The 24,250-nt window shown below is 40.1% G+C and carries 20 protein-coding genes; 6 read left to right on the top strand and 14 right to left on the bottom strand.

Going from position 1 to position 24,250, the window contains the following annotated elements; genetic code table 11:
• Nucleotides 1-13 precede the first annotated feature (13 nt).
• From PALPR_RS05080 to PALPR_RS05055, 5 genes are all read left to right on the top strand, one after another.
• The gene (locus tag PALPR_RS05080) at nt 14-1,285 is read left to right on the top strand and encodes an MFS transporter (RefSeq protein WP_013444542.1); all 1,272 of its coding nucleotides are present in this window, start codon (nt 14-16) and stop codon (nt 1,283-1,285) included.
• Nucleotides 1,286-1,430: 145 nt separating this feature from the next.
• The gene (locus tag PALPR_RS05075; protein WP_013444541.1) at nt 1,431-1,922 is read left to right on the top strand and encodes an RNA polymerase sigma factor; all 492 of its coding nucleotides are present in this window, start codon (nt 1,431-1,433) and stop codon (nt 1,920-1,922) included.
• Nucleotides 1,923-1,934: 12 nt separating this feature from the next.
• Nucleotides 1,935-2,552: a hypothetical protein gene (locus PALPR_RS05070; protein ID WP_013444540.1), complete on the top strand. Its 618-nt coding sequence runs from the start codon at nt 1,935-1,937 to the stop codon at nt 2,550-2,552.
• 576 nt (nt 2,553-3,128) lie between these two features.
• Nucleotides 3,129-4,034, top strand: a complete 906-nt coding sequence (locus PALPR_RS05060; protein ID WP_013444539.1) for a hypothetical protein — start codon at nt 3,129-3,131, stop codon at nt 4,032-4,034.
• 48 nt (nt 4,035-4,082) lie between these two features.
• Nucleotides 4,083-5,747 (top strand): BACON domain-containing protein, encoded by a 1,665-nt coding sequence (locus PALPR_RS05055; RefSeq protein WP_013444538.1) that lies wholly within the window; start codon nt 4,083-4,085, stop codon nt 5,745-5,747.
• A 106-nt stretch (nt 5,748-5,853) separates the two neighbouring features.
• Here the strand turns inward: PALPR_RS05055 and PALPR_RS05050 are convergent, their stop codons facing one another.
• The 13 genes from PALPR_RS05050 to PALPR_RS04990 all read right to left on the bottom strand — a co-directional run bounded on the left by PALPR_RS05050 (nt 5,854) and on the right by PALPR_RS04990 (nt 21,480).
• Entirely contained in the window at nt 5,854-7,125 is a 1,272-nt protein-coding gene (locus PALPR_RS05050; protein WP_013444537.1) for an efflux RND transporter periplasmic adaptor subunit, read from the bottom strand.
• A 121-nt stretch (nt 7,126-7,246) separates the two neighbouring features.
• Nucleotides 7,247-8,668, bottom strand: coding sequence for a TolC family protein (locus PALPR_RS05045; protein WP_013444536.1), 1,422 nt, complete (start codon nt 8,666-8,668; stop codon nt 7,247-7,249).
• A gap of 266 nt (nt 8,669-8,934) precedes the next feature.
• The gene (locus PALPR_RS05040) at nt 8,935-12,723 is read right to left on the bottom strand and encodes an efflux RND transporter permease subunit (RefSeq protein ID WP_013444535.1); all 3,789 of its coding nucleotides are present in this window, start codon (nt 12,721-12,723) and stop codon (nt 8,935-8,937) included.
• Between the two features lie 98 nt (nt 12,724-12,821).
• Nucleotides 12,822-13,145 carry a heavy-metal-associated domain-containing protein gene (locus PALPR_RS05035; RefSeq protein ID WP_013444534.1) on the bottom strand — a complete coding sequence of 108 codons (324 nt, stop codon included), beginning with the start codon at nt 13,143-13,145 and terminating at the stop codon, nt 12,822-12,824.
• 158 nt (nt 13,146-13,303) lie between these two features.
• Nucleotides 13,304-13,720: an HYC_CC_PP family protein gene (locus PALPR_RS05030; protein WP_013444533.1), complete on the bottom strand. Its 417-nt coding sequence runs from the start codon at nt 13,718-13,720 to the stop codon at nt 13,304-13,306.
• 144 nt (nt 13,721-13,864) lie between these two features.
• Complete coding sequence (locus tag PALPR_RS05025) at nt 13,865-15,925, bottom strand: TonB-dependent receptor (RefSeq protein WP_013444532.1); 2,061 nt, start codon at nt 15,923-15,925, stop codon at nt 13,865-13,867.
• A 76-nt stretch (nt 15,926-16,001) separates the two neighbouring features.
• Nucleotides 16,002-16,838, bottom strand: coding sequence for a FixH family protein (locus tag PALPR_RS15310; RefSeq protein ID WP_013444531.1), 837 nt, complete (start codon nt 16,836-16,838; stop codon nt 16,002-16,004).
• 128 nt (nt 16,839-16,966) lie between these two features.
• Nucleotides 16,967-17,353: a hypothetical protein gene (locus PALPR_RS05015; RefSeq protein ID WP_013444530.1), complete on the bottom strand. Its 387-nt coding sequence runs from the start codon at nt 17,351-17,353 to the stop codon at nt 16,967-16,969.
• Between the two features lie 139 nt (nt 17,354-17,492).
• Nucleotides 17,493-18,716, bottom strand: coding sequence for a peroxiredoxin family protein (locus PALPR_RS05010; RefSeq protein WP_041620254.1), 1,224 nt, complete (start codon nt 18,714-18,716; stop codon nt 17,493-17,495).
• A 207-nt stretch (nt 18,717-18,923) separates the two neighbouring features.
• Complete coding sequence (locus PALPR_RS05005; protein ID WP_013444528.1) at nt 18,924-19,727, bottom strand: hypothetical protein; 804 nt, start codon at nt 19,725-19,727, stop codon at nt 18,924-18,926.
• 113 nt (nt 19,728-19,840) lie between these two features.
• Nucleotides 19,841-20,548 carry a carboxypeptidase-like regulatory domain-containing protein gene (locus PALPR_RS05000; RefSeq protein WP_013444527.1) on the bottom strand — a complete coding sequence of 236 codons (708 nt, stop codon included), beginning with the start codon at nt 20,546-20,548 and terminating at the stop codon, nt 19,841-19,843.
• 249 nt (nt 20,549-20,797) lie between these two features.
• Nucleotides 20,798-21,115, bottom strand: a complete 318-nt coding sequence (locus PALPR_RS04995; protein ID WP_049776949.1) for a TonB-dependent receptor plug domain-containing protein — start codon at nt 21,113-21,115, stop codon at nt 20,798-20,800.
• Nucleotides 21,116-21,183: 68 nt separating this feature from the next.
• Entirely contained in the window at nt 21,184-21,480 is a 297-nt protein-coding gene (locus PALPR_RS04990) for a peptidase associated/transthyretin-like domain-containing protein (protein WP_041620252.1), read from the bottom strand.
• Nucleotides 21,481-21,882: 402 nt separating this feature from the next.
• On the opposite strand from PALPR_RS04990, the gene PALPR_RS04985 reads away from it, so the two are divergent.
• Complete coding sequence (locus tag PALPR_RS04985) at nt 21,883-22,593, top strand: head GIN domain-containing protein (protein WP_013444526.1); 711 nt, start codon at nt 21,883-21,885, stop codon at nt 22,591-22,593.
• Between the two features lie 196 nt (nt 22,594-22,789).
• Here PALPR_RS04985 and PALPR_RS04980 read toward each other — a convergent pair whose 3' ends face one another.
• Nucleotides 22,790-24,247 carry a MutS-related protein gene (locus PALPR_RS04980; protein ID WP_148226427.1) on the bottom strand — a complete coding sequence of 486 codons (1,458 nt, stop codon included), beginning with the start codon at nt 24,245-24,247 and terminating at the stop codon, nt 22,790-22,792.
• Nucleotides 24,248-24,250: the final 3 nt, after the last annotated feature.

The following is a 24,250-nucleotide window of genomic DNA, read 5'->3' as shown; positions in this document are numbered from 1 at the left end:
TAGTTTAGTTTTCATGACAACAAAAATAAGCACATTCAGAGCCTTCCGTAGCCGCAACTATCGTTTGTATTTTGGAGGACAGTCTGTTTCACTCATTGGCACCTGGATGCAGCGCACCGGGGTAAGTTGGGTCATTTACACCATGACGCATTCGGCTTTCATGCTTGGTATTACCATGTTTGCCACTCAGTTTCCTTCATTTCTGCTCTCGTTGTACGGAGGAATTATTTCGGATAGGTACGACCGCTACAAAATTATGCTCATAACCCAGATAGCCGCCATGATTCAGGCTATATTGCTGGCTGTATTGATGATTACGAATCATTATGAAGTATGGAGCATACTCACGCTGAGCGTAATCCTGGGTGTTATCAATGCCTTTGATATGCCGGCGCGGCAACCACTTGTTCACGAAATTATACGCGATAAAGACGACCTGCCGAACGCACTTGCTCTCAACTCTTCGATGGTCAATCTGGCACGGGTAGTGGGTCCGGCCATGTCGGGTATTATTCTGGAAAAATTGGGTGCGGGTATTTGTTTTTCGCTGAATGCGCTGAGTTTTGTGGCAGTAATAGCGTCGTTGCTGCTTATGAAACTACCACCCGCTGCTCAGCACCCGGCACAAAAGAAAATTGCCACCGAGCTGAAAGATGGTTTTGTGTATATCAAGAACACGCCTATCATTGGCATGACATTACTGATGCTTAGCTGTATGAGCCTGTTGGTATTGCCTTACAATACGCTTTTACCCGTATTTGCCAAGGTTATTTTTAAAGGCGACGCCACCACGTTTGGGTACATCAACAGTTTCATAGGAATAGGTGCATTGGGAGGCGCATTTTTTCTGGCATCATTAAAACCCGGAACCGACCTTAAAATTGTATTGCTGATCAATACCGTTATTCTGGGCTTCGGTCTGATGTTATTTTCGCACATCAGTTATTTTCCGCTGGCTATGCTGTTTGCCGCTACATGCGGTTTTGGCATGATGTCGCAAACCACCATTGGCAACACCATTGTACAAATTCATGCCGCACCACACATGCGGGGGCGGGTGATGAGCTTTTTTGCACTGGCATTCTTCGGCATGTTGCCGCTGGGTAGTCTGATTGTGGGTGCCATATCCCAATGGATCGGAGCTCCCAACACCTTGCTCTGTCAGGGTGGGATAGCCTTAATCATTGCGATTACATTTTCCGGCTTTCTGCGAAAAGACAAATTGGACAGAAAGGAAATGAAGAAAATAAGTGATGACGAAAATCTGATGACAAAGACTATTTGAAATAATAGACCGCAACTAAAACATTCTTTTCTGACGCCATCAGATGCAAACAAGAAAAAAATGCCTTCCTATAAAAAATATGTTACTCATTCTGTGATTTTTTATCCTTTTTTGCGAATAATATAGAAAACATTAAATACTCAAAGTGGAAAAGGATAAGTTTATTTCAGTCGTTAAGGACTATCAAAATCTGATTTACAAGATTTGCTGTTCCTACTGCTCAGATGCCGAAAACAGAAAGGATTTGCAGCAAGAAATTCTAATACAATTGTGGAATTCATTTTCGAAATTTGACGGACGCGCCCAATTATCAACATGGATTTACCGAATTGCATTGAATACGGCGATAACATTTTATCGGAATGATAGCAAACACAGCAACAAGAAAGTAAGCATTGACGCCGCCATAATATCCCTATCCGATTTTGAGTATGTTCCTGAACAGGATGAGAACATTGCCATGCTTTATCAGTTTATTGAAAAATTAAACGAAATGGACAAAGCGCTTATACTGCTTTATCTCGACGACAATAAGCAAAAAGATATGGCAGAGATTCTCGGAATTTCAGAAACTAATGTAGCTACAAAGATTAGCAGAATTAAGAAATTCCTAAAAGAACAATTTAGCAACAATTAAAAACTCAGAATCATGGAACTAGAAGAACTAAAAAATGCCTGGGCGCAATACGACAAAAAGCTCACTCTGAACTTAAAGCTCAACGAAGAGATTTTACGAAAAATGAATTTGGAAAGATCTAAAAAAGAGATGAGCACCCCACTCATCAACGAAATCATTTCCATAACTGCAGGTATTATTTTTCTCTTATTTATAGTATCTGCTACAATCAGATATTCCTACGAGCTTAAGTTTTTATTACCCGGAATAATAACGAGTATTATAGTTACAATTTGGGTTTATAATTCAGTCTCAAAAATAAAACTTTTGTCCACTATCGACTATTACGATTCTCCAATCGTTGAACTTCAAAAATCTATCCATACATTTAAACAGAAGTATCAGAAATCTAAGAAGTTTGAGTTGTATTCAATTCCTGCTTTTGCCATCGCAGCGGCACCTGTCTTAGGAATAGGTTTGCGTAACTTTGATATATACGAATATCCGATCCGATTTATAATAGTAATCAGTTTAGCGTTATTATTAGGTTATCCGGGGCAAATTTGGTTATACAAGAATTTGTACGAAAAAAAATTAAGTAATACAACTAAGTTCCTTGACGAATTGAACAAGTTTGAACAGGAAGAATAGAATAACAAAAATAATATGGCCGCGCAAACTCTGGGTTTTTCTGAGTTTGCGCGGTTTTTATTTTACCGGCAGACAACCATAGACTAACGATTTATTCACCCTTAAAAAAAGTACTTTATATATGTAAAATAATTTAGAAAATTCTTTATTATATAAATTTCGTTATTTATCTTTGCAATCGCACGGCAAAACAAATGCACGTTTCACACAGACAATGCTTTTGTCTGTGTTTCTGTTTATTACGCTCTTTTACATGTTAGTTTTATTCATTTCATCCATCGGAAACCTGCCGCCAACGACGAAACCTCCTCGGAAGCTGTTTTTTGACGTTTCGCTAACCGCGTTAACTGCACAACCCTCGTTTTCGATAGATGATAGACTGGCATGAACGATCTTCGCGAAAAAACACCATGCGCTAATTCTGAAAAATAAAGCTATAGACTTGCCAACTGCATAACGGAAACTTAAAGTTTTCTCTTTATTCAACAACAATTTTTATATGATCTATTGTGTCATAAATGCTTCAACTGACTTAACTCTCATCAAAATAATCTATCACACTAATATTCATTTTATATGAAAAAAAATTTACTCTTTATTTTCATGTTTTTATGTTTAGGTTTTGCCGGTAAAGCACAAGACAAAATCATAACTATACAGGGAGATACTATCGATTGCAAAATTAAAAAGACAACTAAGACAACTATTTATTTCGACCGATTTACCCAAAATGTGAAAATGTCGGGGGAGCTTCCGCTTTCAAAGGTTTCGAGTTATGCCATTGAACACAGAGTTACAACAAGTCCGCCAACAAAAAAAACGCATTTAGATGAATATTCCCATTTTCGCTTTGGATTTGGTGGAGGACTTGGTTATTTGTATGTTAGTTCGAAACAAGCCGAAGAACAATTACTAAGCAATGGGTTCACTATAGATGGAGCTCGTTCCTACTACAATGGACTGAGACTAGGACGTCTGGGCTCGGCCGACTTGACTTATTTATTCTCACCTTACTGGGGTTTAGGTTTGAAATACAAATTCTTCAATAACTCATCCTCCCAAAAAGGGTTTATCGACGTCCACGATACCTATAACATATATTACGGTAAACTGAGCGAAAACATATACGTAAACTTTGCAGGAATTTCCTACTACTCTCAAACATGGATGGGGACTCAAAAGAAATTCAAATTGAACTCTTCGGCGAGTTTAGGAATGGCATGGTACCGGAACGAGTTCTCTTTACTTAGCAACAATCTTCTGATAACCGGAAATAATTTGGCTGTTGACACAAGCATTGGTATTGAGTATTTTGTACGTAAAAATATTTCATTTGGCCTTGATCTATCCGGATTCTTTTCGACCATGAAAAAATATAATATAACGGATGGAATGAATACAAGTACCACAAATTTAGATGCTGATCAGTACGATAATATAAGCCGACTTGATTTATCAATTGGGGCTAAAATATACTTTTAAAGATCAAAAAAACATATTCCATCGTAAAAAGCTAATACATCAAAACGTATGAAATCTATTTATAGGCTTTCTTTTCTCGCGGTTATTCTTATTCTTTTCTTTTCGTGTAACACTGATTTTCTGGATAAGAACAAAACAAGCTACTACTCTGCCAACGATACCGTTTATTTGAATAATCATCAACAAGATGTCAATATAGAGTATAAAGTTACCTCATTATCCGATCGGTCTTTCACTATTATGGGTCAGCCAAAATGGTTGACCTTCAACTCTATGGAAGGCAGAATAACAAATGGAGTTATTAAACTATCTTTTACTATAGACAGAGAAAATAGCATGCTCAGTATTGGAAAACATCCCGCACAAATAGTTTTAAATATTGAAAACTTAGGCATTATGTCGATACCTGTTGTTTATTCCAATGTAGGCAATCCCACAATGGTATGCTCAACCACTTCACTGAGTTTTGAATCTTTATCGCCCAAGACATTTACAATAGCAAATACTTCTGCTGGCTATCTTGATTGGAGAATAACAAATATTCCTGAATGGCTGAAACTATCGGCAACGAGTGGGTCGCTTTCAAACTGGCAGATAACAACTGTAACTGTAAGCTGGAATCCGACTCTTCCCGCACCAACAGAAGATAAAATAGCTACGCTGCATATTCTGAACAGTTCTGCCAACAACGATCAAACCATAGTAGTAACATTTAAAGGAGGCAGTCTACTCCTGTCCAAACTATTGAGTATTCCGGGAACAGTTACCGATGTAGAATACTACAAAGCATCCGGTATCATGACTATCTGTACTCAATCGCCTAACTCGCTGATTTTATTTAATACAACTACCAATCAATCTTCTACAATAGCTCTGACAAAAACTCCGGCTTGCGTCAGCATCTCTGAAAATGGGCTGAATGCGGTAATAGGTTATACTGTGGCTTCGGTAAGCTATATCGACATCAACGCGGCATCCATTATAAAAAATTATGATATAGATTGCTTACCCTACGACATCGTTTTAGGTGATAATGCATGGTGCTACATAACTCCAACGGTAGACCAATGGGAAGCAATCAGGTCTCTAAACTTAAATACCGGTGCTTTAACAAAAGGAAAAGCTTCAGGCATATATGAAAAAACAATGATAAAAAAGATACCAGGAAAACCTAATTTGGTAGGAACAAGAACAACTCTCAGTCCATCAGGACTTCATATATTCAATATTTCCAAAGGGATTGTCAGCGATTCTGTTTCCTACTGGCACGAAAGTTTATCCAGTTTCTGGATTTCGGAGGATGGGAAAAAACTATTTACCGGGTATAGAAAAGTGTACCAATTACCTGCGTATGACGGGCTATATCATACCGACGCTCCGGGAACATACGGAATTATTCAGACAAACCTGAGTACAATAACTTCTGTTGATCATTGTGCGAAAAGCAATAGTATTTTTACCGTATCGAACGATAATATTTATTCTGGGATTAAGTCATCAAAAATTGAACAATTCGATGTTACCAGTCTAAATAAAATAAAGGATTTTGAAGCTGCTCCGGTGTTATTTCTAGAAAATGGATTATACAACTTTTATCCAACAGCCGCTAGTTATATATTTAGCGACATAAATGGAACAGCATTATTCCTCATCAAAAATATTAGTCCGGAGTATAAAAAGACCAGCTGGTCAATTGAGAAAATAAAACTTTAATAGCATTACTTTAGTCAGTTGGAGTAATACCGTTGAAGGTTATAGTAAAAAATAGATTCAACCGCTGTCAGCAGTCCACAGGACTCTGACAGTGGTTGAAGAATATCTACCTATTCATCATACTCGGCTTTCCTGCCAATTGCGCCGCAGCATCTACGCTGAAGGTACCATCCGTTACTATTTCTTCGCCAACGGTCAAACCAGCAAGTACCACATAGCTATTGCCAAGCATTGGGCCAAGTTCAATTTCGCGCATTTTGAAGTTGACATCTTTGGTATTGGGCTGTTTCACATACACGATGGAGCGTTTGCCGGTCCACAATACTGCCGAACGTGGAATAACCAGTTTATCTTTAAACTCGGTCAGATTGGCCTTTACCACACCGGTGGCAAACATCTCGGGTTTCAGCTTTCCACCGACATTACTCACTTCCACCCGCACTTTGGCCACGCGGTTCACCGGATCAATCACCGGATCAATAAACTGTATTTTTGCCGAAAAGTTGGTTCCGGGCAAGGCCTGCAACGTAAATGAAATGGTATTACCCACTTTAAGGAAAGGCAAATCGCTTTCGTAAGCATCAAACAGCACCCAAACCTGCGAAAGGTTGGCAATGTCGTACAACACGCTGCCTTCCGACACATGATCGCCCGTATTGACGCGTCGGGCAGTTACAATTCCCGACGTATTGGAATAGACTTCGAAGTTCGTCTTTACCTTTCCCGATCGCTCTATTTGGGCAATTTGTTTTTCGGTAAGCATCCATTGCATCAGTTTTTCCATGGCTGCATGGTATATTTCCGGCTGCGTTTGTTTGCTTTTAGCTGCTTCAATCAATTCCTGTTGAGCCGTAATCAGGTCGGGCGAATAAATCATAGCCAACAACTGTCCTTTACGAACCGGTTCGCCCGTGAAGTTCACGAACAGTTTTTCAATCCGACCGCCAATGTGCGCCACCTGATTTTGCAACAAACGTTCGTCGGCCTGTACTTTGCCATAAAGTCGGACATCTTTGCTTGGCTGTTGACGACTGACAACCGACGTGGCTACATTGGCCAGTTCAGCTGCCTCTTTACTGAAGTGAACTGCATTGGAATCAGCTTTAGCACCTTTACTTTCCACGACGGGAATGAGATCCATAGCGCATATCGGACATTTACCCGGATGATCCAGTCTGATCTGTGGGTGCATAGAGCAAGTCCACAGTTGCTTTTTCGTTTCGTTTGCCGAATGATTGTGCTCGTCCGTCACCGCCTTTGGCGAATGAAAGAACAACCAACCCAGGAACAGTCCGGCAAGAACTAAGAGAAGACCCTTAAGCCAAGAACCCCTAGCCCCTAAAGGGGAACCGGAGTTAGTTTTAAATATTTTGTTCATATGCTATCTTTATTTTTTAGACCCCTAACCCCTAAAGGGGAACAGAAGTTAGTATTGTTTTTATTTTATTACTTCAACGTTTGAATTATTTCAATTAAAGAAACTTGGTCTTTAAGCCCCTTTAGGGGTTTGGGGTCGTATTTGGGGTCGTTATCAAGCGTTTTATCAACGCTTCCGCCCTATTAAATTCCACCACGGCTTCCACTTGTTTCAGTTCATAGTCGAGTAATTGCTGGCGGATGCGCAGAATATCGCTTAAGCCGGAGGCCGACGATGAAAAGGTTTTAATGGAAATATCCAACGACTTTTTCGCCAATTGACCTTGATTATCGTACAATTTAATGCGTCGTCCGGCATCATTATATTGTTGCAACGCTTCGTAATATTGCGATTGTAACATATTAGCCGTAGCCTGGTAATTCTGTTCCGAAGCCGTTTTCAAAAACCGGGTTTCCGCTTGCTGCGCCTTATATTTCTTTCGATAAATGGGCAATGTCACCGTGAGCATAGGCATTATCATATCCTGCCCGTTCATGGCCGAAGTGGACATCTCGTTTTTATTGATAACCGTATAATTCAGACCCACTCCAACCATGGGCAGACCCATTTGTTTTTGCATTTTGGTGCGTGCTGCAAGCGATTGTTGCTCGTACGCCAGCATACCCAACATGGGATTGTGGGTAAACATCGAATCATTTACTGACAAATAGGCTATATCTAGGGGTTCCGTGGGCAACAAGTCAGTAGATGCGACAGGTGTTTTCGGCGGACGATTCAGCAAACTGTTGAAGCGTGCTACAGCCGACTGTTCTTCTGTCTGCAAGGAAGCAATATTATCTTCCAAACTTGCTGCCTCAATTTGAATCTGGTACACTTCCGACAAGCCGGAAGCTCCGGTTGCAGAACTCATAGAAACCGAACCCGATGAAGTTGCAGGGCGAGAAGCTGTTGAAGTTCCTGAACTGCCACCCATGGTATTCATCCCCGAAGAACCGGAAGTGGTTATTGGAACAGCACTACCCGACATATTTCCACCGGAAGCAGCACTACTCGCCGAAGAACCTGACCGAAACTTTACCAACGTGAGTCGCTCTATGGTTTTCAAAAGTTCCACGTTCTTTTCCGAAATACGGATATTTTGGCGGATCCGATACAAATCGAACCAGGCACGCTGTACATCGTAGTAAACCTGCAACTTCGCATCCCTGAAAGTTTCGTATTTCCCTTTAGCCATAAGGCTCATTTCATCCTTAGCATTCTTGATTACACCAAACCACGGAAACATTTGCATCAGCTTGATATCTGCCACCTGATTACCACTCAGCACTTCCATCGGACTTAAAAAAACACCCATTTCCAATTGAGGATCGGGCAAGCTGCTCACTTGCGGTACCTTTTGCAATGCAGCCTGATATTCGTTGTATCGCTGCAAAACCGTCGGGTTGTTTTTTGTAGCAAGCTCAAGATAATGCATGAGCGAATCCTGCGAATAACCTTGCATACTGAAAGCCAATAAGCCGATATATAATATTAGTTTTCTCATTTTTATTAATCCTTTAATCATAAATGTAAAATATAGATTGGATCTTTGCCATGAAGTGGCTAAATGTGAATAACCGTGGGTAAAACCCACGGATAGGTAAAGCTTATAAAACCAACCCTGAAGGGGTTGAACAACATTATCTTGTGATATTCAGCCCCTTCAGGGCTGGTTTTATCTCTCGTTTCTCCCACGGGTTTTACCCGTGGTTATTCACATTCAAGCCCTTCGGGCTTGTCGTTTAAAATCTTTATCACACTACACCTGAATTATGCATTATGAATTGTCTTCTCTCTCCACATCGCCTGAAACAACGGCACCACAAAAATGGTCATCACCTGAATAATCATTCCTCCAAACGTAGGAATAGCCATTGGCACCATAATGTCTGCACCTTTTCCGGTAGATGTAAGTACAGGTAGCAATGCAATTACCGCCACAGCCGTGGTCATCATAGCCGGACGCACCCTCTTTTTGCCGGCTTCAATCACCGCTTCGCGTACATCATGCACCGTTTTAGGTTTCTTGTCTTCGAACACCTGATGAATATACGTTCCCATAATCACACCATCGTTGGTGGCAATACCAAACAAGGCGATAAATCCTACCCAGACCGCCACACTCAGATTAATGGGGTGCATTTGAAACAGATCGCGCAGATTCATTCCGGCAACGGAGAAGTTCAAAAACCAATCCTGACCGTAGAGCCACAGCATGATAAATCCTCCTGCAAAGGCCACAAACACGCCTGAAAAATGGATAAAGGAAGCTGTCACCGTTTTGAACTGGAAGTACAACAAGAGCAGAATCAGCAATAAACTAATCGGAATCACAATGGACAGTCGTTCCGTTGCCCGAATCTCATTCTCGTAATTTCCGGCAAATTTATAGGTCACACCGGTAGGCAATTTCAATTCACCCGAATCCAGCTTTTTCTTCAAAATATCGGATGCTTCGTTCACCACATCCACTTCGGCTTTGCTTTCCACCTTGTCGAAAATGACATAACCCACCAAAAATGTATTTTCGGTTTTAATCATTTGTGCACCGCGAGTGTAATTGATATCAGCCAGTTCGCTCAACGGAATTTGCGTACCGTTCATAGCCGGAATCAGAATCCGCTTAATATCTTCGGGATTGTCGCGCAACTCACGGGCATATCTTACCCGCATAGGGAAGCGTTCCCGCCCTTCCACTGAAGTACTCAACGCCATACCACCCATAGCTACCTGCAAAATTTCCTGCACATCACTCACGGTCATTCCGTATCGCGCCATGTTTTCGCGGTTCAGCTTTATTTCCAGATAAGGTGCTCCCACCGCACGGTCGTAAAACACCGACGAGCCTTTGACTGACGGAACATGTTTCAAGACTTTTTCGAACTGCATACCCGCTTTTTCTATCGATTCCAAATCCGGTCCGTAGACCTTTAAGCCCATCGGCGCACGCATTCCGGTAGAAAGCATTACCAATCGGGTTTCAATTGGTTGTAGTTTTGGTGCAGAAGTCAAGCCGGGAATATCAGTCACTTTTACAATTTCGTTCCATATATCGTTCGGCTTTTTAATCTGCGGCCGCCATTGGCGGAAATATTCTCCTTTTGCAGAAACAATCAAACTATCGGCAGGAATGGCTCGGAAAGTTTCTTTTTCTGCATTGAAAGTCTTTCCGTTTTTCAACAAAAAAGCACCTTCTTTGTCCACCTTGAAGCGTTCGCGGTGACCTTCTTCGTTCAGAATATATTCGGGGCGATAATTAATGGTGTTTTCGAACATCTGCACAGGAGCCGGATCGAGCGCTGAATTCACGCGTCCCCATTTGCCCACCGCCACTTCCACTTCGGGAATAGATGCAAGTCGTTTATCCAGTGTTTCGATATATTGCAGATTTTTTTCGATGCTCGAATGCGGCATACTGGTTGGCATCAGCAGATACGAACCTTCGTTGAGCGACGGCATAAATTCTTTGCCAATTCCGGGGAAAGCCTTTGCCGGTGCTTGCCAGCCTATTTTCTCAGCACTGGTTGCTACCGGTCCGAATACTTTATCGAATCCCATCCATACCAACAATCCAAAGAATAACGTAAAAGCCGGAAGGATCAAAAATTTCCATTTATGTATCAATGCCCAACGAAGAATCGGTTCGTAAAAATGAACCATCGTCATCAACGCACCCAGAATAACCGCAACGATTCCCGCCACAAACAGGAAGTTGACGAACAAACTGTTGTGAGCACCCAACGGCAACCATTCCATGGATAAATAATACACCGCCACCAAAACGGTTATGGCAATATTGATATAGTTTGGATACTCTTTCCTTTCTTTCGGCCAACGGTAATCCTGCAGGTTATTGATTCCCACAGCCACCAATGCCAAAGCCGGCCAAACCTGCCAGATTGCGACGAACAGTATTCCGGCAATGATTAATCCACCATTGAAATACCGACGAATTTTCTTTGTATCTATCCGTATATCAAAAACAATATGCACCAAAGTAGGTAGCACCACGATACCAAGGATAAAGGCCGACAACAAAGCGAATGTTTTGGTGAACGCGAGCGGGTGAAACAGTTTTCCTTCGGCAGCTTCCATGGCAAATACCGGCAAGAAGCTGACAATAGTTGTCGCGATGGAAGTCACCACCGCAGCACGTACTTCCGTTGTGGCAAGGTAAATAACATTCATCAGTTCTTTACCACGAATGCCTTTGTTCTCTGGCATTTCCAAATGTCGCAGAATATTCTCGACATCCACAATTCCAATATCCACCATTACGCCAATGGCAATGGCAATACCGGATAACGCCACGATATTAGCATCCACATGGAAAAAATGCATCAGAATAAAAGTCATCAGCACACCCAGCGGCAACAGTCCGGCAACGATGACCGAAGCCCGAAGATTCAACACCAGCACAATAATAACGATGATACTAATCAGAATTTCGTGCGAAAGAGCCGATTCGAGTGTTCCGATCGTTTCTTTAATCAAACCCGTACGGTCGTAAAACGGCACCACGGTAACTTTCGAAATGCTACCATCCGGCAAAGTCTTCTGAGGCAATCCGGCTGCTGTTTCTTTTATTTTGGCCTTTATATTGCCAATCACTTCCATCGGATTAGAGCCATAACGGGCTACCACCACCGCTCCTACCGCTTCACTTCCGGCTTTATCCAGTCCACCACGGCGGGTAGCAGGCCCAAAGGAAGTACGGGCAACATCTTTAATGCGCACCGGAATATTGTTCCGTACTGAAACAACCGAGTTATCCAGATCCTCCAGATTCTTCACGTAGCCGAGTCCCCGGATAATGTATTCCACATTATTCAGTTCCACGGTTTCGGCACCAATATCGAGATTACTTTTCTTTACGGCATTCATCACATCCATCACCGAAACACCAAAAGCTTTCAACGCTTCGGGGTTTACATCCACCTGATATTCTTTGGTAAAACCGCCCACCGAAGCCACTTCCGAAACACCTTCGGCAGCCGACAGACTGTATTTTACATAGAAATCCTGAATGGTGCGCAATTCCTGCGGATTCCAACCGCCATTGGGTTTCCCTGTTTTCGGGTCACGCCCTTCGAGCGTATACCAGAATATTTGTCCTAAAGCAGTTGCGTCCGGACCTAAGGACGGTTGAACACCTTGCGGTAATGTTCCGGCAGGCAACGAATTCAGTTTTTCCAAAATACGTGAACGACTCCAGTAGAACTCCACATTATCTTTGAAAATAATGTAGATAAACGACATGCCGAACATGGACGTACTCCGAATGGTTTTCACCCCCGGAATGCCCAGCAAGGCGGAAGTAAGCGGATAACTAATCTGATCCTGAATATCTTTGGGCGAGCGACCCATCCATTCGGTAGAAACGATTTGCTGGTTGTCACCAATATCGGGAATGGCATCTACCGGAATCGGATCACGGGGAATAACTCCCGTTTTCCAATTGAAGGGCGAATACGCAATTCCCATCACCACGAAGGCAATCAGAAAAATAAAGGTAATCAGCCTGTGCTCGAGAAAATATTTGACGAGTTTATTGAACATAGACCCCTAACCCCTAAAGGGGAATTAAAAGATGAATAAATGAGATGAATGTAGAAAACAGTAACCCCAAAGCCCCCTTTAGGGGGTTGGGGGTCATTTTATCGGTATTTGCAACATCCCGGCAACGCATTGTACACAGCAGCTGTGGCTTTATACTTGGGAGTGTCGTGACCTACGGCTGCAATTTTCTTTTGCACGTCGTCGCTTTTCACTTTAGCCGGATCATAAACCAGGGTTAATACCTTTGTTTTTTCACTCCAATCGGCTTTGGTAACGCCGGTTACTTTAGCCGCTTTTTCTATGCGGGCTTTACAGGTTTCGCAATTGCCCGATACTTTGATAGATTCTGTTTTGTTTGCTGCAAATGCAACGGTAGAGATAGTAAGTGCCATTATGGCTATGAAGAATTTTATAGTTTTCATTTTGATGTATGTTTATGAGGACCCCAAACCCCTAAAGGGGCTTAAGACCTTGAATTTAATAAATTGTTTGTTGAAAAAATATAATGAGAAGAGGTGTTTCAATCATGAAACACTTCAAAAACGCACTTTTAAAGTCCCCTTTAGGGGATTAGGGGTTTTTAAATGCGGAATACACAAATGTCGGGGAGGCTTACAGCAGCGGCAATATAGTTGCCGGGTTGCTGGACATTTGCGTTGGTAGCAGAATTAGTATGAATAGATACAATTCCAATCGTTTGGGGAATATCAAACACCTGCAACAGTTGATTTGCAGTGTGGTAAATTTGTATAGTTGAGGGGCTGTAATTGTTATCTACAGCCAGAAAAGATATTTCATCTTTACAGCAACTTTCGGGCGCAATGCTTTTTTCTCCTGAATTAGCTTCAGTGGAACACATTCCACAACCGGCTTTTTCATGATCAAAAGAAAGCTTTACAGCCGATATTTCTCCACCACACAAGTGCGTAGCAAGCGACAGATGCATCCCCGAAAGGAGTATCAATGCTGCAAATAATATGGAGAATATTTTTTTCATTTAGCCTTAAAACAACTGTACACTGAAATAGTTGAAGGCAAAAGTAAAAGTTTAAACTCTTATTTGCAGCAAAATACCCGTTAAAGTTTTGTAAACAGCAGATAAATGGATTTTTTATAACAACATTACATACAACGGAGATTATCAATAACTAAACTTTACATACAGTTCCAGACTCCGTCCGGGTCTGTTGATTCGGCTCCAGTCAAGGTGTTCATAGTAAACCTTATTCAATAGATTTGTTACACCCAAACCGGCATCAAGCTGCATTTCCGAAATATTGAATTTGTATCCGCCTTTCACATTCCATACAGTATAAGCAGGAGTTACATGCTCACCGTAGTCTGAATTAATTCTGTTTTGGGCTAGTGCCGATTCGCATTCAGCCTGAATCATTAGATTATCTTTCTCGTACTGAACGGCCAAAACATTTTTCAGTGGAGAAATCAGCGGCATAGGTTTGCCGTTTTGTATTTCACCAACCGTGAGTTTGGACAACAAGAAAAACGACCACGATGCTATGGGAGAATACAATACCTGCAAGTCGGCACTATATAATTTAGCATCAGGCACGTTCGAATAAACCCTTATACCTTTAGCATAAAAATTCATGGCTGCTATCTGCGTATTGGTAATACCCATAATATAGTCGTGCAGGAAACTGAAAGACTGATTAAAATTCAACTTGATAGTCGGCTTGGAAAGTTGAAAATTCAATCTGAAGAAGTTCGATTTTTCCGGTTTGATATACGGATTACCGATATAATCATATCCATCGTACGCATTGTACAAATAAAAGCCAAGCCGTTCGCCAATGGTTGGCATACGTTCGGCATATCCGGTAGATGCCATAATGGAGATCCCTGTACTGATACGATACTGAGCAGACAAATTCAAGCTTTTGACCAGCTTGCTTTGCGTATCCGATATTGAATAATTGAACACAGAGAATTGTTGTTGACCGTATTCTGATTGCAAATTATCTATAGTATAATCAACTCTTCCATTCAACAAAAGAGTTAGTCTATCGGACAGATAGGTGCTGTTTTCCAGAAATAATCCGCTGACATTCCGCAGCATAGCCGGCCAGGTTTGCATGTACATCGGAGGTTCGGGTGAAAATCCGGCATAACGCATATGCATGGTCATTTCGGCTATAGATTTATTGCTGTAGTTATCCGCTTTTACCGTCAGGTTGTTTTTCTCGTTCCACGGAATATCCAGTTGTACGTAAGCACCCAGCGTAGAACTTTTTCCGGGCATATCCATACGCATATATACCGAATCGGACTTGCCTACAGGCTTGTTTTTCAATAAATACAAACTGTCACGCTGCGAGTCGTCCATAATGTGAAGTACCTCATTGTAATATAGTTTGGCTTTAAGTGGCATATTGGTTTTGCGTTGGTATTCCAGTGCGAAAAGCGTGGCACGAGCCTTGCTTACGTCCATCGGTAGTGCAGGATATCCCACATGTTGAGCCAGATCATATAGCACATCCAACTTAAGAGAATTCACCTCATCGACCTTGTACTTCATGGCCGTGTGGAGATTTATTTTCTCAAATTGAGAGAAAAGAATTTCACGGTTATTTCCATCTCGGTAATTCTCATTTTTCCGGTAAACGCCATCAATCAGCCAGTTCCATTTATCCTTGCCCAGTCCCATCGAAAAAAGGATATTATTTCCCCGCGAAATGCTTTCATGTCCAAAAGCTACCGACAAAAAATGTTGCCCCAAACCTTCGGTCGGCTCTGATAAGGAAAAATCTACTGAACCTCCGATATTACAACCGGTCTGACAACTGCCCGTACCTTGTTTTACGTTGATACTTTTCAGGTTGGTAGGTTCTATATATGATGTTATCGGATCCATCTTATCGGTACAGGCTCCAAACATTCGCATTCCGTCTATCGTCAGATTCAACTGCCCACCCGAGAACCCGTTTACTTGGGGCTCCAGTGCATAAGCTCCCCGCTTAATCAATGACAGACCATCCAACCGTGCTGTGATATTATCAAGTGTCGAAAACTGATTGGTTCGGTAAAAATCAACGATATCTTTGTTGTTCAGCGGCAGAGAAACCGATACAAGTACATCCTTCAGTTTTATGGTGTCGCTCACCTCTTTTTCGGTTACACCCGGCTGTGCAAGCACTGTCATACTTCCGCATAGAAACAGGAGTAAAAATAGTTTTTTTATCATATAAAAATGGTGTTACAGAGCTTCCCCTGAATGTAAGGCTCAGGAGAAGCTGTCATGTAAATAAAACTATTTATTATCAGAATGTAATTGTAAAGAAGGCATTATTCGATACAGCAACGCCATCCTTTTTGACCAGTACGTTCACTTTCCATTCGCCGGTCATGGTGAAGTTCACTTTCCCTTTGTAGTGTCCGTTTCCGATATGAACCGGATTTACGTTGTTTGGCGAACCATGTCCCATGCTTGGCATTTCGGGTGTTATTTCAATGGTATAACCCGTATCGGCCGGCCAGCTCATCATGGTTTCTTTGCGGTGAATGGTAAACTCTATATCATTCATTCCTACTTTTGGCGCTGTAGGCTCTACCAACGACAGTACCAGTTTTGAAGCGTCGGGAGTTGTTGCTGTAAATACACTCATAAGCGGTGTCGAAGGATTATCAACCGTAATATTAAAAACTGCGGTTCCTTCTTTGTTATTCTTATGATTGTGTACCATTACGCTCAGGTTCCAGCTACCATCGGTACTCGTGGGCATAACAAATGCCACTGCACCCGGAAAGACTCCGTTCACCGGAGTTTCGTCAGGGTTCTCTACCGGGCAAGCATGCTGCATAGCCATCATACCGCTGCCCATAGTCATTACCGGCATAAAGTGAATATGAGCATCTTTAATGGTATCAGCCTTGTTCACCGAATCCAGTAAAACTACCGTGAGCTTATTATAACCCATGAAAAAGTTTTTCTTACCCCAAATCTGAACTTTGGCAGAGGCTCCAAGAGCGTAACCTTCCTGTAACTTGGTAAGTCCATCAAGCGGATTTACGGTAGGTGTGTTTATATCGTCTTTACATGAAACGAAAATGGCTGAGATGGCCAGTATATATAGAATTTTTGTTAGTTTAGTTTTCATTTTTAGATTTTTCAATTTTTATTGTTGTATAATTAATACGATGAGTAAGCTTGCCCACAAACTTAGGTTGTGTACACGCACGATTAGCCAGTAAAAAAGGAATACAGGCATAACTGAAAACTGAAAATCTAAAATTTAGGAGGCACAAATACGTTGGAAACGAATCGGGTCTCGATAAGCGTTTCGTTATGAATAGGATAGTTGAAGTCTAATTCGGCTAGGGTAGGGAGTGCATTGCGTGTTTGCAAAAACTCCTTCAGCTCTTTGGATTGTGGAATTTTATTGGAGTTTTTCTCATTCGTAGTATCGGAGTCGCGCGTCGAACTGATTTGTTTGATTTGCTTTTCTCTGAAGCATTTTCCTTCGCAACAACTCTTAGGCTTATCTCTGTTTACACAAAGGTTTTTAGCGATATAAGGCTTGAAAATCGCATACTCAATGTATGGAATTTCAAACCTGAATATATTGAATATCAGTATTAATAAGAATATGCCGGAATATATCTGATACCTCATGCCGCGTATAAAGTCAAAGCAAGCTTTAGTTTGTTTTCACTTTATACAACTATTTTAGGCTATAATATGTTTTTTATGTTGAAAAAAAAGAGACATTGTTAGAAAAAATCCGGAACGGTGCTTATTGAAAAATTTCAATTTATTCGGCAAGCAACTGATCCATCAGTGCATTGAATTCCTGCTTAAATTCTTCGTAGAATAATCCTGTGGCCGGACCATTGTAACCGGTGTAAATTTTGCGGACTTTCCCCTTTTTGTCAATAAAAATGGTGGTTGGGTAGCTCGAAACTTTTTCTATTTCGGGTAATACTTTTGCTGTGGCTTCGTCTCCCACTTTTCCGGCAAACAGAATTTCGTATTCGGCACCATACTTGGTTTTCAGCCTACTAATGGCAGCCTTTGCATAAGCAAAATCATCTTTACGTTCGAACGACAAACCGATAATTTCCACACCTCGGGCTTTGTTAGCTTTATACCAGGGAGCCAGATACTTCATTTCATCAAGGCAATTGGGACACCAGCTTCCAAGAATAGAAATAATCACTACTTTATTTTTGTAGCGTTCGTCGTTCACTGATACTGTTTGTCCGTTTATGTTCGGTAACTTAAAACTAAGTACCTCAGATCTGGGTTTAAGTTTGGTTAGCGAATAAGGGTCGGCCAGTCCTGCTTTACTGTTGCGCACACCTATCAGTTTGGTTTTAGACCGGGCAGAAAAGAAAGTACCTTCGAAACGATCTTTTCCTACAAAGTTCAGCTCAAACAAGTATGGACTAAGCCCAGCAAAAGCCGAAAGTTGTACACCGGTAGTCGTATATGCTCCTTCCAGAAAACGCATATCGCCCGAATTGGTCAGGATAGATCCTGTAACAATACGGTTCACTGTTTTAAAAATCCCCACATTGCGTGTAGTATCTCCCTTTTCGCCCACAAACAATACGTCCCATTTACCGTCTAACAATATGTCAGTAGGATTAGCAACCGGAGTAAAACGGTTTTTATTGTTGTGTTCCGCCGTAAAAGCAATTCCGGCATCGTTCGGGATATAGTTTTTCAAAAAGCGACCCTGCAAGGTTGTACCGGACAAAGAAGCTTTAATAACTGCATCGTACGATTCGATGGGGATAATTACCGAATCGCCCCGATACTTTATTCCTGTCAGTTCCACACGCTCCTCACCATTTATGAGCACAACACTGGCCGAAGGTGTACCGGCATTTTTTACGTTGAAGAGAAAAGGCGCTTTATGATTATCGGCCACCGACAATTGTCCGTGCCATATACCTTCCTTTAAAACGGTCTTATTTTGTGCTTGGCCTGAGAATGTCAAGACAGCTGCTAAAATGAACAGAATTCTACGCATATTCATAAATATAAAAAGAAAAATAAAAAATAAAAACGCTGAAGCTGCTGTGATATAAGATTATCATCAGTGCTTCAGCGTACAAAGATAGAATTTATTCGTTTGGCATGCAAAAGTGCTAGATTGCAAATAAATACTCAGAAAAATCCTTCTGTAACACTTATTTTACTCCTGAGTGTTTCGGATGGTCTCTAGCCTTTCGGGCATTTATGCAACAGAGGGTGCTTCAGCATTGGTCACATTGTGTAACCCGAAGGCAATCTTTATCCAATTAAAAAATCCTTTAAAGATTGTACCAATAACAACATTAGCCACTACAAAGAAAGCCATGTATAAAAATCCGATATAAAAAGATATATTGGAAAGAGAGTGTGGAGTACGAATCAGCCACGATAAATAGGGCAGCATATACGCCAGGAAAAAGCCGATAAATATAGAAAGTAAACAGCCTATAAACCATTTAAACAACTTTCCCGGCTTGAGAAACTTATCCGTAAGGTAAAAATATGCGATATAGAAACCGGACAGCCCGGAAACATAGAATAAAAACATACTGTCGACCACACAGCCGGATACTTCTTTCTTTACGAGCATTTGCAATGAAAAATACAATAGCCCAATCATAAACCAATAAAGTGAATGCAGTACTATGGCTGCAAAACCATACTGAAGATATTCTTTTTTGGTTAGCCACATTGTTAGTTGAGTTCTATTGCTGTGAACAAGTATCGTTAATCCGGCAACCAACAATGCCAGGCCAATGGTCAAGAAGATTGAATGACGTGCTTTCGCTGTTTGACAGGTCGTAACATACTTTTTCAAATCGTATTTCATATCAAACGCAGTGTTTGGTTTTTCCTTCTCATGTTTGATTTTCAGAAAATCTGCCATACTCACTTTTTCAGCAGCTATATCTTGTTCGTCCAGCCACACTTTCCACAAAGTACGACCGGAGTACATAACCAAATACAATCCGAGAACGATAAATATCGTCGATACAACTTTCTTCATATTGCTTATTTTTGCTATTATCCGGTTTTTATATACGTACACATTAGTCATTAACAGTGAAGTAAATCACCGGACAAATATACTCCGCATCCAATCGAAACAGAAGTACTATGTTATTCCTTTACCAGCGTTATCAGTATTACACCATGTCCGGATCTAACCCCGTAGATAGAAGCATCAGCACCAGTAAGAACACTTATAGACTTTACCATCCGAGGAATAATGCCGTCTACCGATGAGATTTCTACACCGTCCACAAGTATCATTGCGTCAATCTGACTACTGTTGGTGTCATAAGCACCTTTTACTCTTATTTTATCGCCTACTACCTGCACATTTGGAAGTTCGGCACGTATCATATCATACACATTTTGATAGGCTGCGTATTTGCTCTTCTGTCCATCATATGAAGGAACCTTAGTAGACATATTTTTCTTTTTAATGGTTCCGTAACCGATATTTACTTCCTCATTTTCCTTATTCGCATTTTGTGGCGATACACTTTGAGACATTGCATCTTCAAATTTAAAGTTTATTACCACACGACCATTAATTTCTTCATTGATTAGTAGTCCACTGGACAAGGAGAAAACTGATAATATGGTGGCATCGGGTTTTACTTTTACCTTGTAATTACCTTTTACATCGGTAGAAACATCGGTACTTTTATTGTCTACTAACACTTTGGCTCCAAATATTGGCTTGCCATTAGCATCAAGTACCTGTCCGGTAATATAATACTTCTTTCCAGAGTTCTGAGCAAACGAACTACACGATAAAGTAAGAATGAAAAGTACTAAAAAGATTTTGTTTGTTTTCATGACTTATTTTTGTTTTAAATTTAAGGGTAATCTGTTTATATAGAACTTACTCAGGATAAATTTATTATCGCAGAGATTACAAAACTAAGTTTGCAGAGGGTTCTTTAATTTAATTATGCTGAATGAAAGTTTCTGACTATCCACTTTCTATCCAATAAAATTGCTTTTCCTATATCTCTATTAAGCATTCATGTAGCCCTTTCGGGGCAAAGTTCAACAGACTAATTTGCATTGAATATAAGAAAGTTATTATTTTTCTAGCAACTTTATCAGTATTACTCCATTCGCAGCTTTTGCCCCATAGATCGACGCATCAGGACTTTTAAGAATGTTTATAGATTTAACCATTCGAGGATCGATAGACCCGAAAGACTCGATCGACACCTCAACATTATTAACCAGCACCAATGGATCACTTAAACCATTAATGGTACCTAAACCTCTGATTCTAACTTTAGTTCCGTTTACTTCAACGCCCGGAACCTCTCCCCGAATCAGTTCATACACATTTTGATAGGATGCATATTTGTTCTTTTTTCCATCAACAGTGGCAACGTTAGTGGCCATGTTTTTTTTCTGAGCCGTTCCGTAGCCTATATTTACTTCTTCATTTTCCGGGCTCTCTTTTTGAGGCGTTACCTTTTGAGATATTGCCGTTTCAAATTTAAAATAATGACCACACGCCCCTTAATTTCTTCGTTGATAAGTCCGCCCGATAGCGTGAAAACTGATAGCATTTGGGCATCGGGTTTTACCATCACCTTATAGTTTTCTTTTTCGTCGGTAACAATATCTGTACTTTTGTTATCCACCAACACAGTTGCACCCGATACATGATTGCTATTAACGTCAAGAACCTGTCCCGTAATAAAATACTTTTTTCCTGAATTCTGAGCAAACGAAACTGAGGCTAAAGACAGAATGAAAATCACTAAAAATTTTTGTTTGTTTTCATAACTTGCTTGTGTTTTTTATTTGCTTATATGCTAATTACAGAAAGATTAACTTCGGGGAATTTTTATGACATTTTTCAACGCTAACACAATTTCAGCTCCAAAGATAAAAACTATATTTTACAATATCAATGATTGAATTATTTTTTTTAATTCACACAATGATTATTCATTTGCTTAATGTCGTTTCGTCCATTTTTCGTGCAGTCTCAAATGAGAAAATAGAGTTGCAATTCACCCTCCAACCCGCACTTTCACGTAAACAACCAATGGTTACATTTATATAATCGTTAAATAAAATACTTTTCTTGGCTTCGATGTAATATTTTTTGTTTGGATACGTCTTTAGTTTATACACTCAAATCTCAAAACATTCAAATTATGAAATCAAAATTGTTAATTTTATCAGGTTTTCTGACATTGTTTTTCTTCTCTGTTAATGCAGATAATTTCAATGGTTCAGGAAAGATCGTTTCTCGTGTTATAAATGTAACAGACTTTAATTCCATTGTTCTTGCTTCTTCTGCAAATGTAGAAATAAGTAACGGTACTACTTTCTCGGTTGTGCTGACCGATTACGAGAATCTGATAGATTTGCACAAATTCACGAAAGACAACAGCACGTTGACAATAGGCACAAAACCGAACACTTCTATACGCAACAGTGTAGCCAAAATTAAAATCACGGTTCCCGGAGCACTTTTTTCTGTCAAAATATCAGGTAGCGGAGACGTGAAAATCAATAAACTCAAAACCATCAAAGAACTAAGCGTTTCCGGTAGTGGCAACATTTCAGGGCTAACCCACGAGAGTTATCAAGACATCAAGCTTCACATTTCCGGCAGCGGGCGCATCAAGCTAAACGGTGTTGCCAATAGCACTGTCGTTTCAGTATCCGGAAGTGGTGAATTATATCTGGACGATCTGAAATCACAAACCGTCGATTGCAAACTGAGTGGTAGCGGAAAGGCCAATGTTTTTGCAGTAAAAAAACTTAGTGTTTCGCTTACCGGCAGCGGTATTATTGTTTACTCGGGCAATCCGGAAATAGAAAAGAACATCAAAGGATCCGGACAGTTGATTCATAAATAAACGTTGTAGTTTCCTTCAGCCCCTTGTTTATAAATGAGGGGCTGAAGGATTATAAGTTCGTGACCTAACTCATATTGCCACGCCAATTCTATTGTACGGCTTAGTTGCTCATTATTACAAGATACCCCTTGTTTGTCTTTACTCCACTTCTATTTACCCAAGCGATACAATCGGGTAGGGGCGGGTGTTAGCAGCTTTACTTATTTTCGTTTTCCGCAATTTCGTCAATCATTTCTAGAATTCCTTCGTTCTTCATAATTGTCAATCCAAGTCTTTCGGAAGAAAGGCCATCTTTCAGTATGTAATTATATACTGGTTTTTCTCTATGTAGTTTTGATTCAAAACACTTAAAACAAATACTGTCTGATTTTTCAAGTTCTTTTCCAACTTCAACTATATGTGTCGAAATTAAAAAAATAGAGTTCTTAATTCTTGAAAATCCACGCGTAATCATTAAAGTTGCGTCAAATGCATCTTTCACGTTAGTTCCTCTAAATAATTCATCAAATATGACAAAAACCCTTTTTCGCTCCTTAATCAGCAGAGTAATATCTTTTACTCTTTTTACTTCACTGTAATAATGACTATAACCTTTGTTTATATTGTCAGAGATATTGATGGTTGTATATAGCCCATGAAATAAAGGCGTTAGCATTGTTCTTGCAGGAACTGGAAAACCAATATGAGAAAGATAAACGCATAATCCAATTGATTTTAGAAATGTAGATTTACCCGCCATATTAGCACCCGAAACAAAACAAAGATTTTCATCTTTGCTAAAATTAATGTCATTTTTCACAGGGTTCTCAATCAATGGATGAAAGAAACCCTCAATTTTTATTTTTGGATTTGACGTTTCGATTAGTGTTGGAAATCCTAATTTTTGTTCTTTTGCAACGCAGGCTAAGGAAATATAACTATCAAACATGTATGTAAATTCCAATACCTTTACAATTGTTTCTTTCTCACTTTTTCTAATCAAATGGTCGAATCTGTTTATTTGTCTTAAGTTCAGTTTTTTTCTGTCTTTATTAATAAATGAGTTGAAATCAGGATGATATTTTATTCTGTCTACTTCACTTTTAAATTCGGCTAAAAAACCGGGAAACTCTGGTATGTCATCGTTTTCAAAAAAATCAATCAGATTTCTGACGTGCTTATAGAGGCAGTTAATTCCTCTTGAAATTAAATAGTATTCATTAGTAGGTTTTACACGATTCGAGTAGTAATCATATATCGAATCTATAATATGGTTTTTTAAGACAGATTTATCTAGTTTTAGATAGTACTCGATAGCATCTATATCCTTGCGTTCAAGGACGCAGTATAAATCATTGTCATGTAAAAATTTGATCGAATAAATTCTGGAATTTATTTCTGTCAAATCGTTCAGAGGCTCTCTCATTATACTCAGGAGCAAATCTTTTCCTCCTTTAGTTTGAGTTTTGTTGTAATAATCAAAGACAGATTTTATTCCTCTTTCTTGAGGGAATATATTTAAGTCCGATAGTGTTTGTCTGTCCGTATCAAATCTCATTTTTATTTTTTTTATGTCCCACTCAGCACCCAGCCTATAAACATTCATTAGTTTACCAACCAAGCTGTTTTTCTTATTCTGTAAATTAATTAATTCTGAGAATTCTGTTTCTGACAAAAT

The organism is Paludibacter propionicigenes WB4 (genome assembly GCF_000183135.1).
Taxonomy (GTDB): domain Bacteria; phylum Bacteroidota; class Bacteroidia; order Bacteroidales; family Paludibacteraceae; genus Paludibacter; species Paludibacter propionicigenes.
Note: the sequence above shows the minus strand (reverse complement) of the source record. Positions and strands in the feature narration are given on the sequence as shown.

Excerpts from the sequence above, each read along its gene's own strand:
- PALPR_RS05055 (WP_013444538.1), top strand. The coding sequence starts at position 4,083 with ATGAAATCTATTTATAGGCTTTCTTTTCTCGCGGTTATTCTTATTCTT.
- PALPR_RS05000 (WP_013444527.1), bottom strand. The coding sequence starts at position 20,548 with ATGAAAACAAACAAAATCTTTTTAGTACTTTTCATTCTTACTTTATCG.
- PALPR_RS05035 (WP_013444534.1), bottom strand. The coding sequence starts at position 13,145 with ATGAAAACTATAAAATTCTTCATAGCCATAATGGCACTTACTATCTCT.
- PALPR_RS05005 (WP_013444528.1), bottom strand. The coding sequence starts at position 19,727 with ATGAAGAAAGTTGTATCGACGATATTTATCGTTCTCGGATTGTATTTG.
- PALPR_RS05060 (WP_013444539.1), top strand. The coding sequence starts at position 3,129 with ATGAAAAAAAATTTACTCTTTATTTTCATGTTTTTATGTTTAGGTTTT.
- PALPR_RS05010 (WP_041620254.1), bottom strand. The coding sequence starts at position 18,716 with ATGCGTAGAATTCTGTTCATTTTAGCAGCTGTCTTGACATTCTCAGGC.
- PALPR_RS05080 (WP_013444542.1), top strand. The coding sequence starts at position 14 with ATGACAACAAAAATAAGCACATTCAGAGCCTTCCGTAGCCGCAACTAT.
- PALPR_RS05040 (WP_013444535.1), bottom strand. The coding sequence starts at position 12,723 with ATGTTCAATAAACTCGTCAAATATTTTCTCGAGCACAGGCTGATTACC.
- PALPR_RS05050 (WP_013444537.1), bottom strand. The coding sequence starts at position 7,125 with ATGAACAAAATATTTAAAACTAACTCCGGTTCCCCTTTAGGGGCTAGG.
- PALPR_RS05015 (WP_013444530.1), bottom strand. The coding sequence starts at position 17,353 with ATGAGGTATCAGATATATTCCGGCATATTCTTATTAATACTGATATTC.
- PALPR_RS05045 (WP_013444536.1), bottom strand. The coding sequence starts at position 8,668 with ATGAGAAAACTAATATTATATATCGGCTTATTGGCTTTCAGTATGCAA.
- PALPR_RS04995 (WP_049776949.1), bottom strand. The coding sequence starts at position 21,115 with ATGGCCACTAACGTTGCCACTGTTGATGGAAAAAAGAACAAATATGCA.
- PALPR_RS05070 (WP_013444540.1), top strand. The coding sequence starts at position 1,935 with ATGGAACTAGAAGAACTAAAAAATGCCTGGGCGCAATACGACAAAAAG.
- PALPR_RS15310 (WP_013444531.1), bottom strand. The coding sequence starts at position 16,838 with ATGAAAACTAAACTAACAAAAATTCTATATATACTGGCCATCTCAGCC.
- PALPR_RS05025 (WP_013444532.1), bottom strand. The coding sequence starts at position 15,925 with ATGATAAAAAAACTATTTTTACTCCTGTTTCTATGCGGAAGTATGACA.
- PALPR_RS05030 (WP_013444533.1), bottom strand. The coding sequence starts at position 13,720 with ATGAAAAAAATATTCTCCATATTATTTGCAGCATTGATACTCCTTTCG.
- PALPR_RS04985 (WP_013444526.1), top strand. The coding sequence starts at position 21,883 with ATGAAATCAAAATTGTTAATTTTATCAGGTTTTCTGACATTGTTTTTC.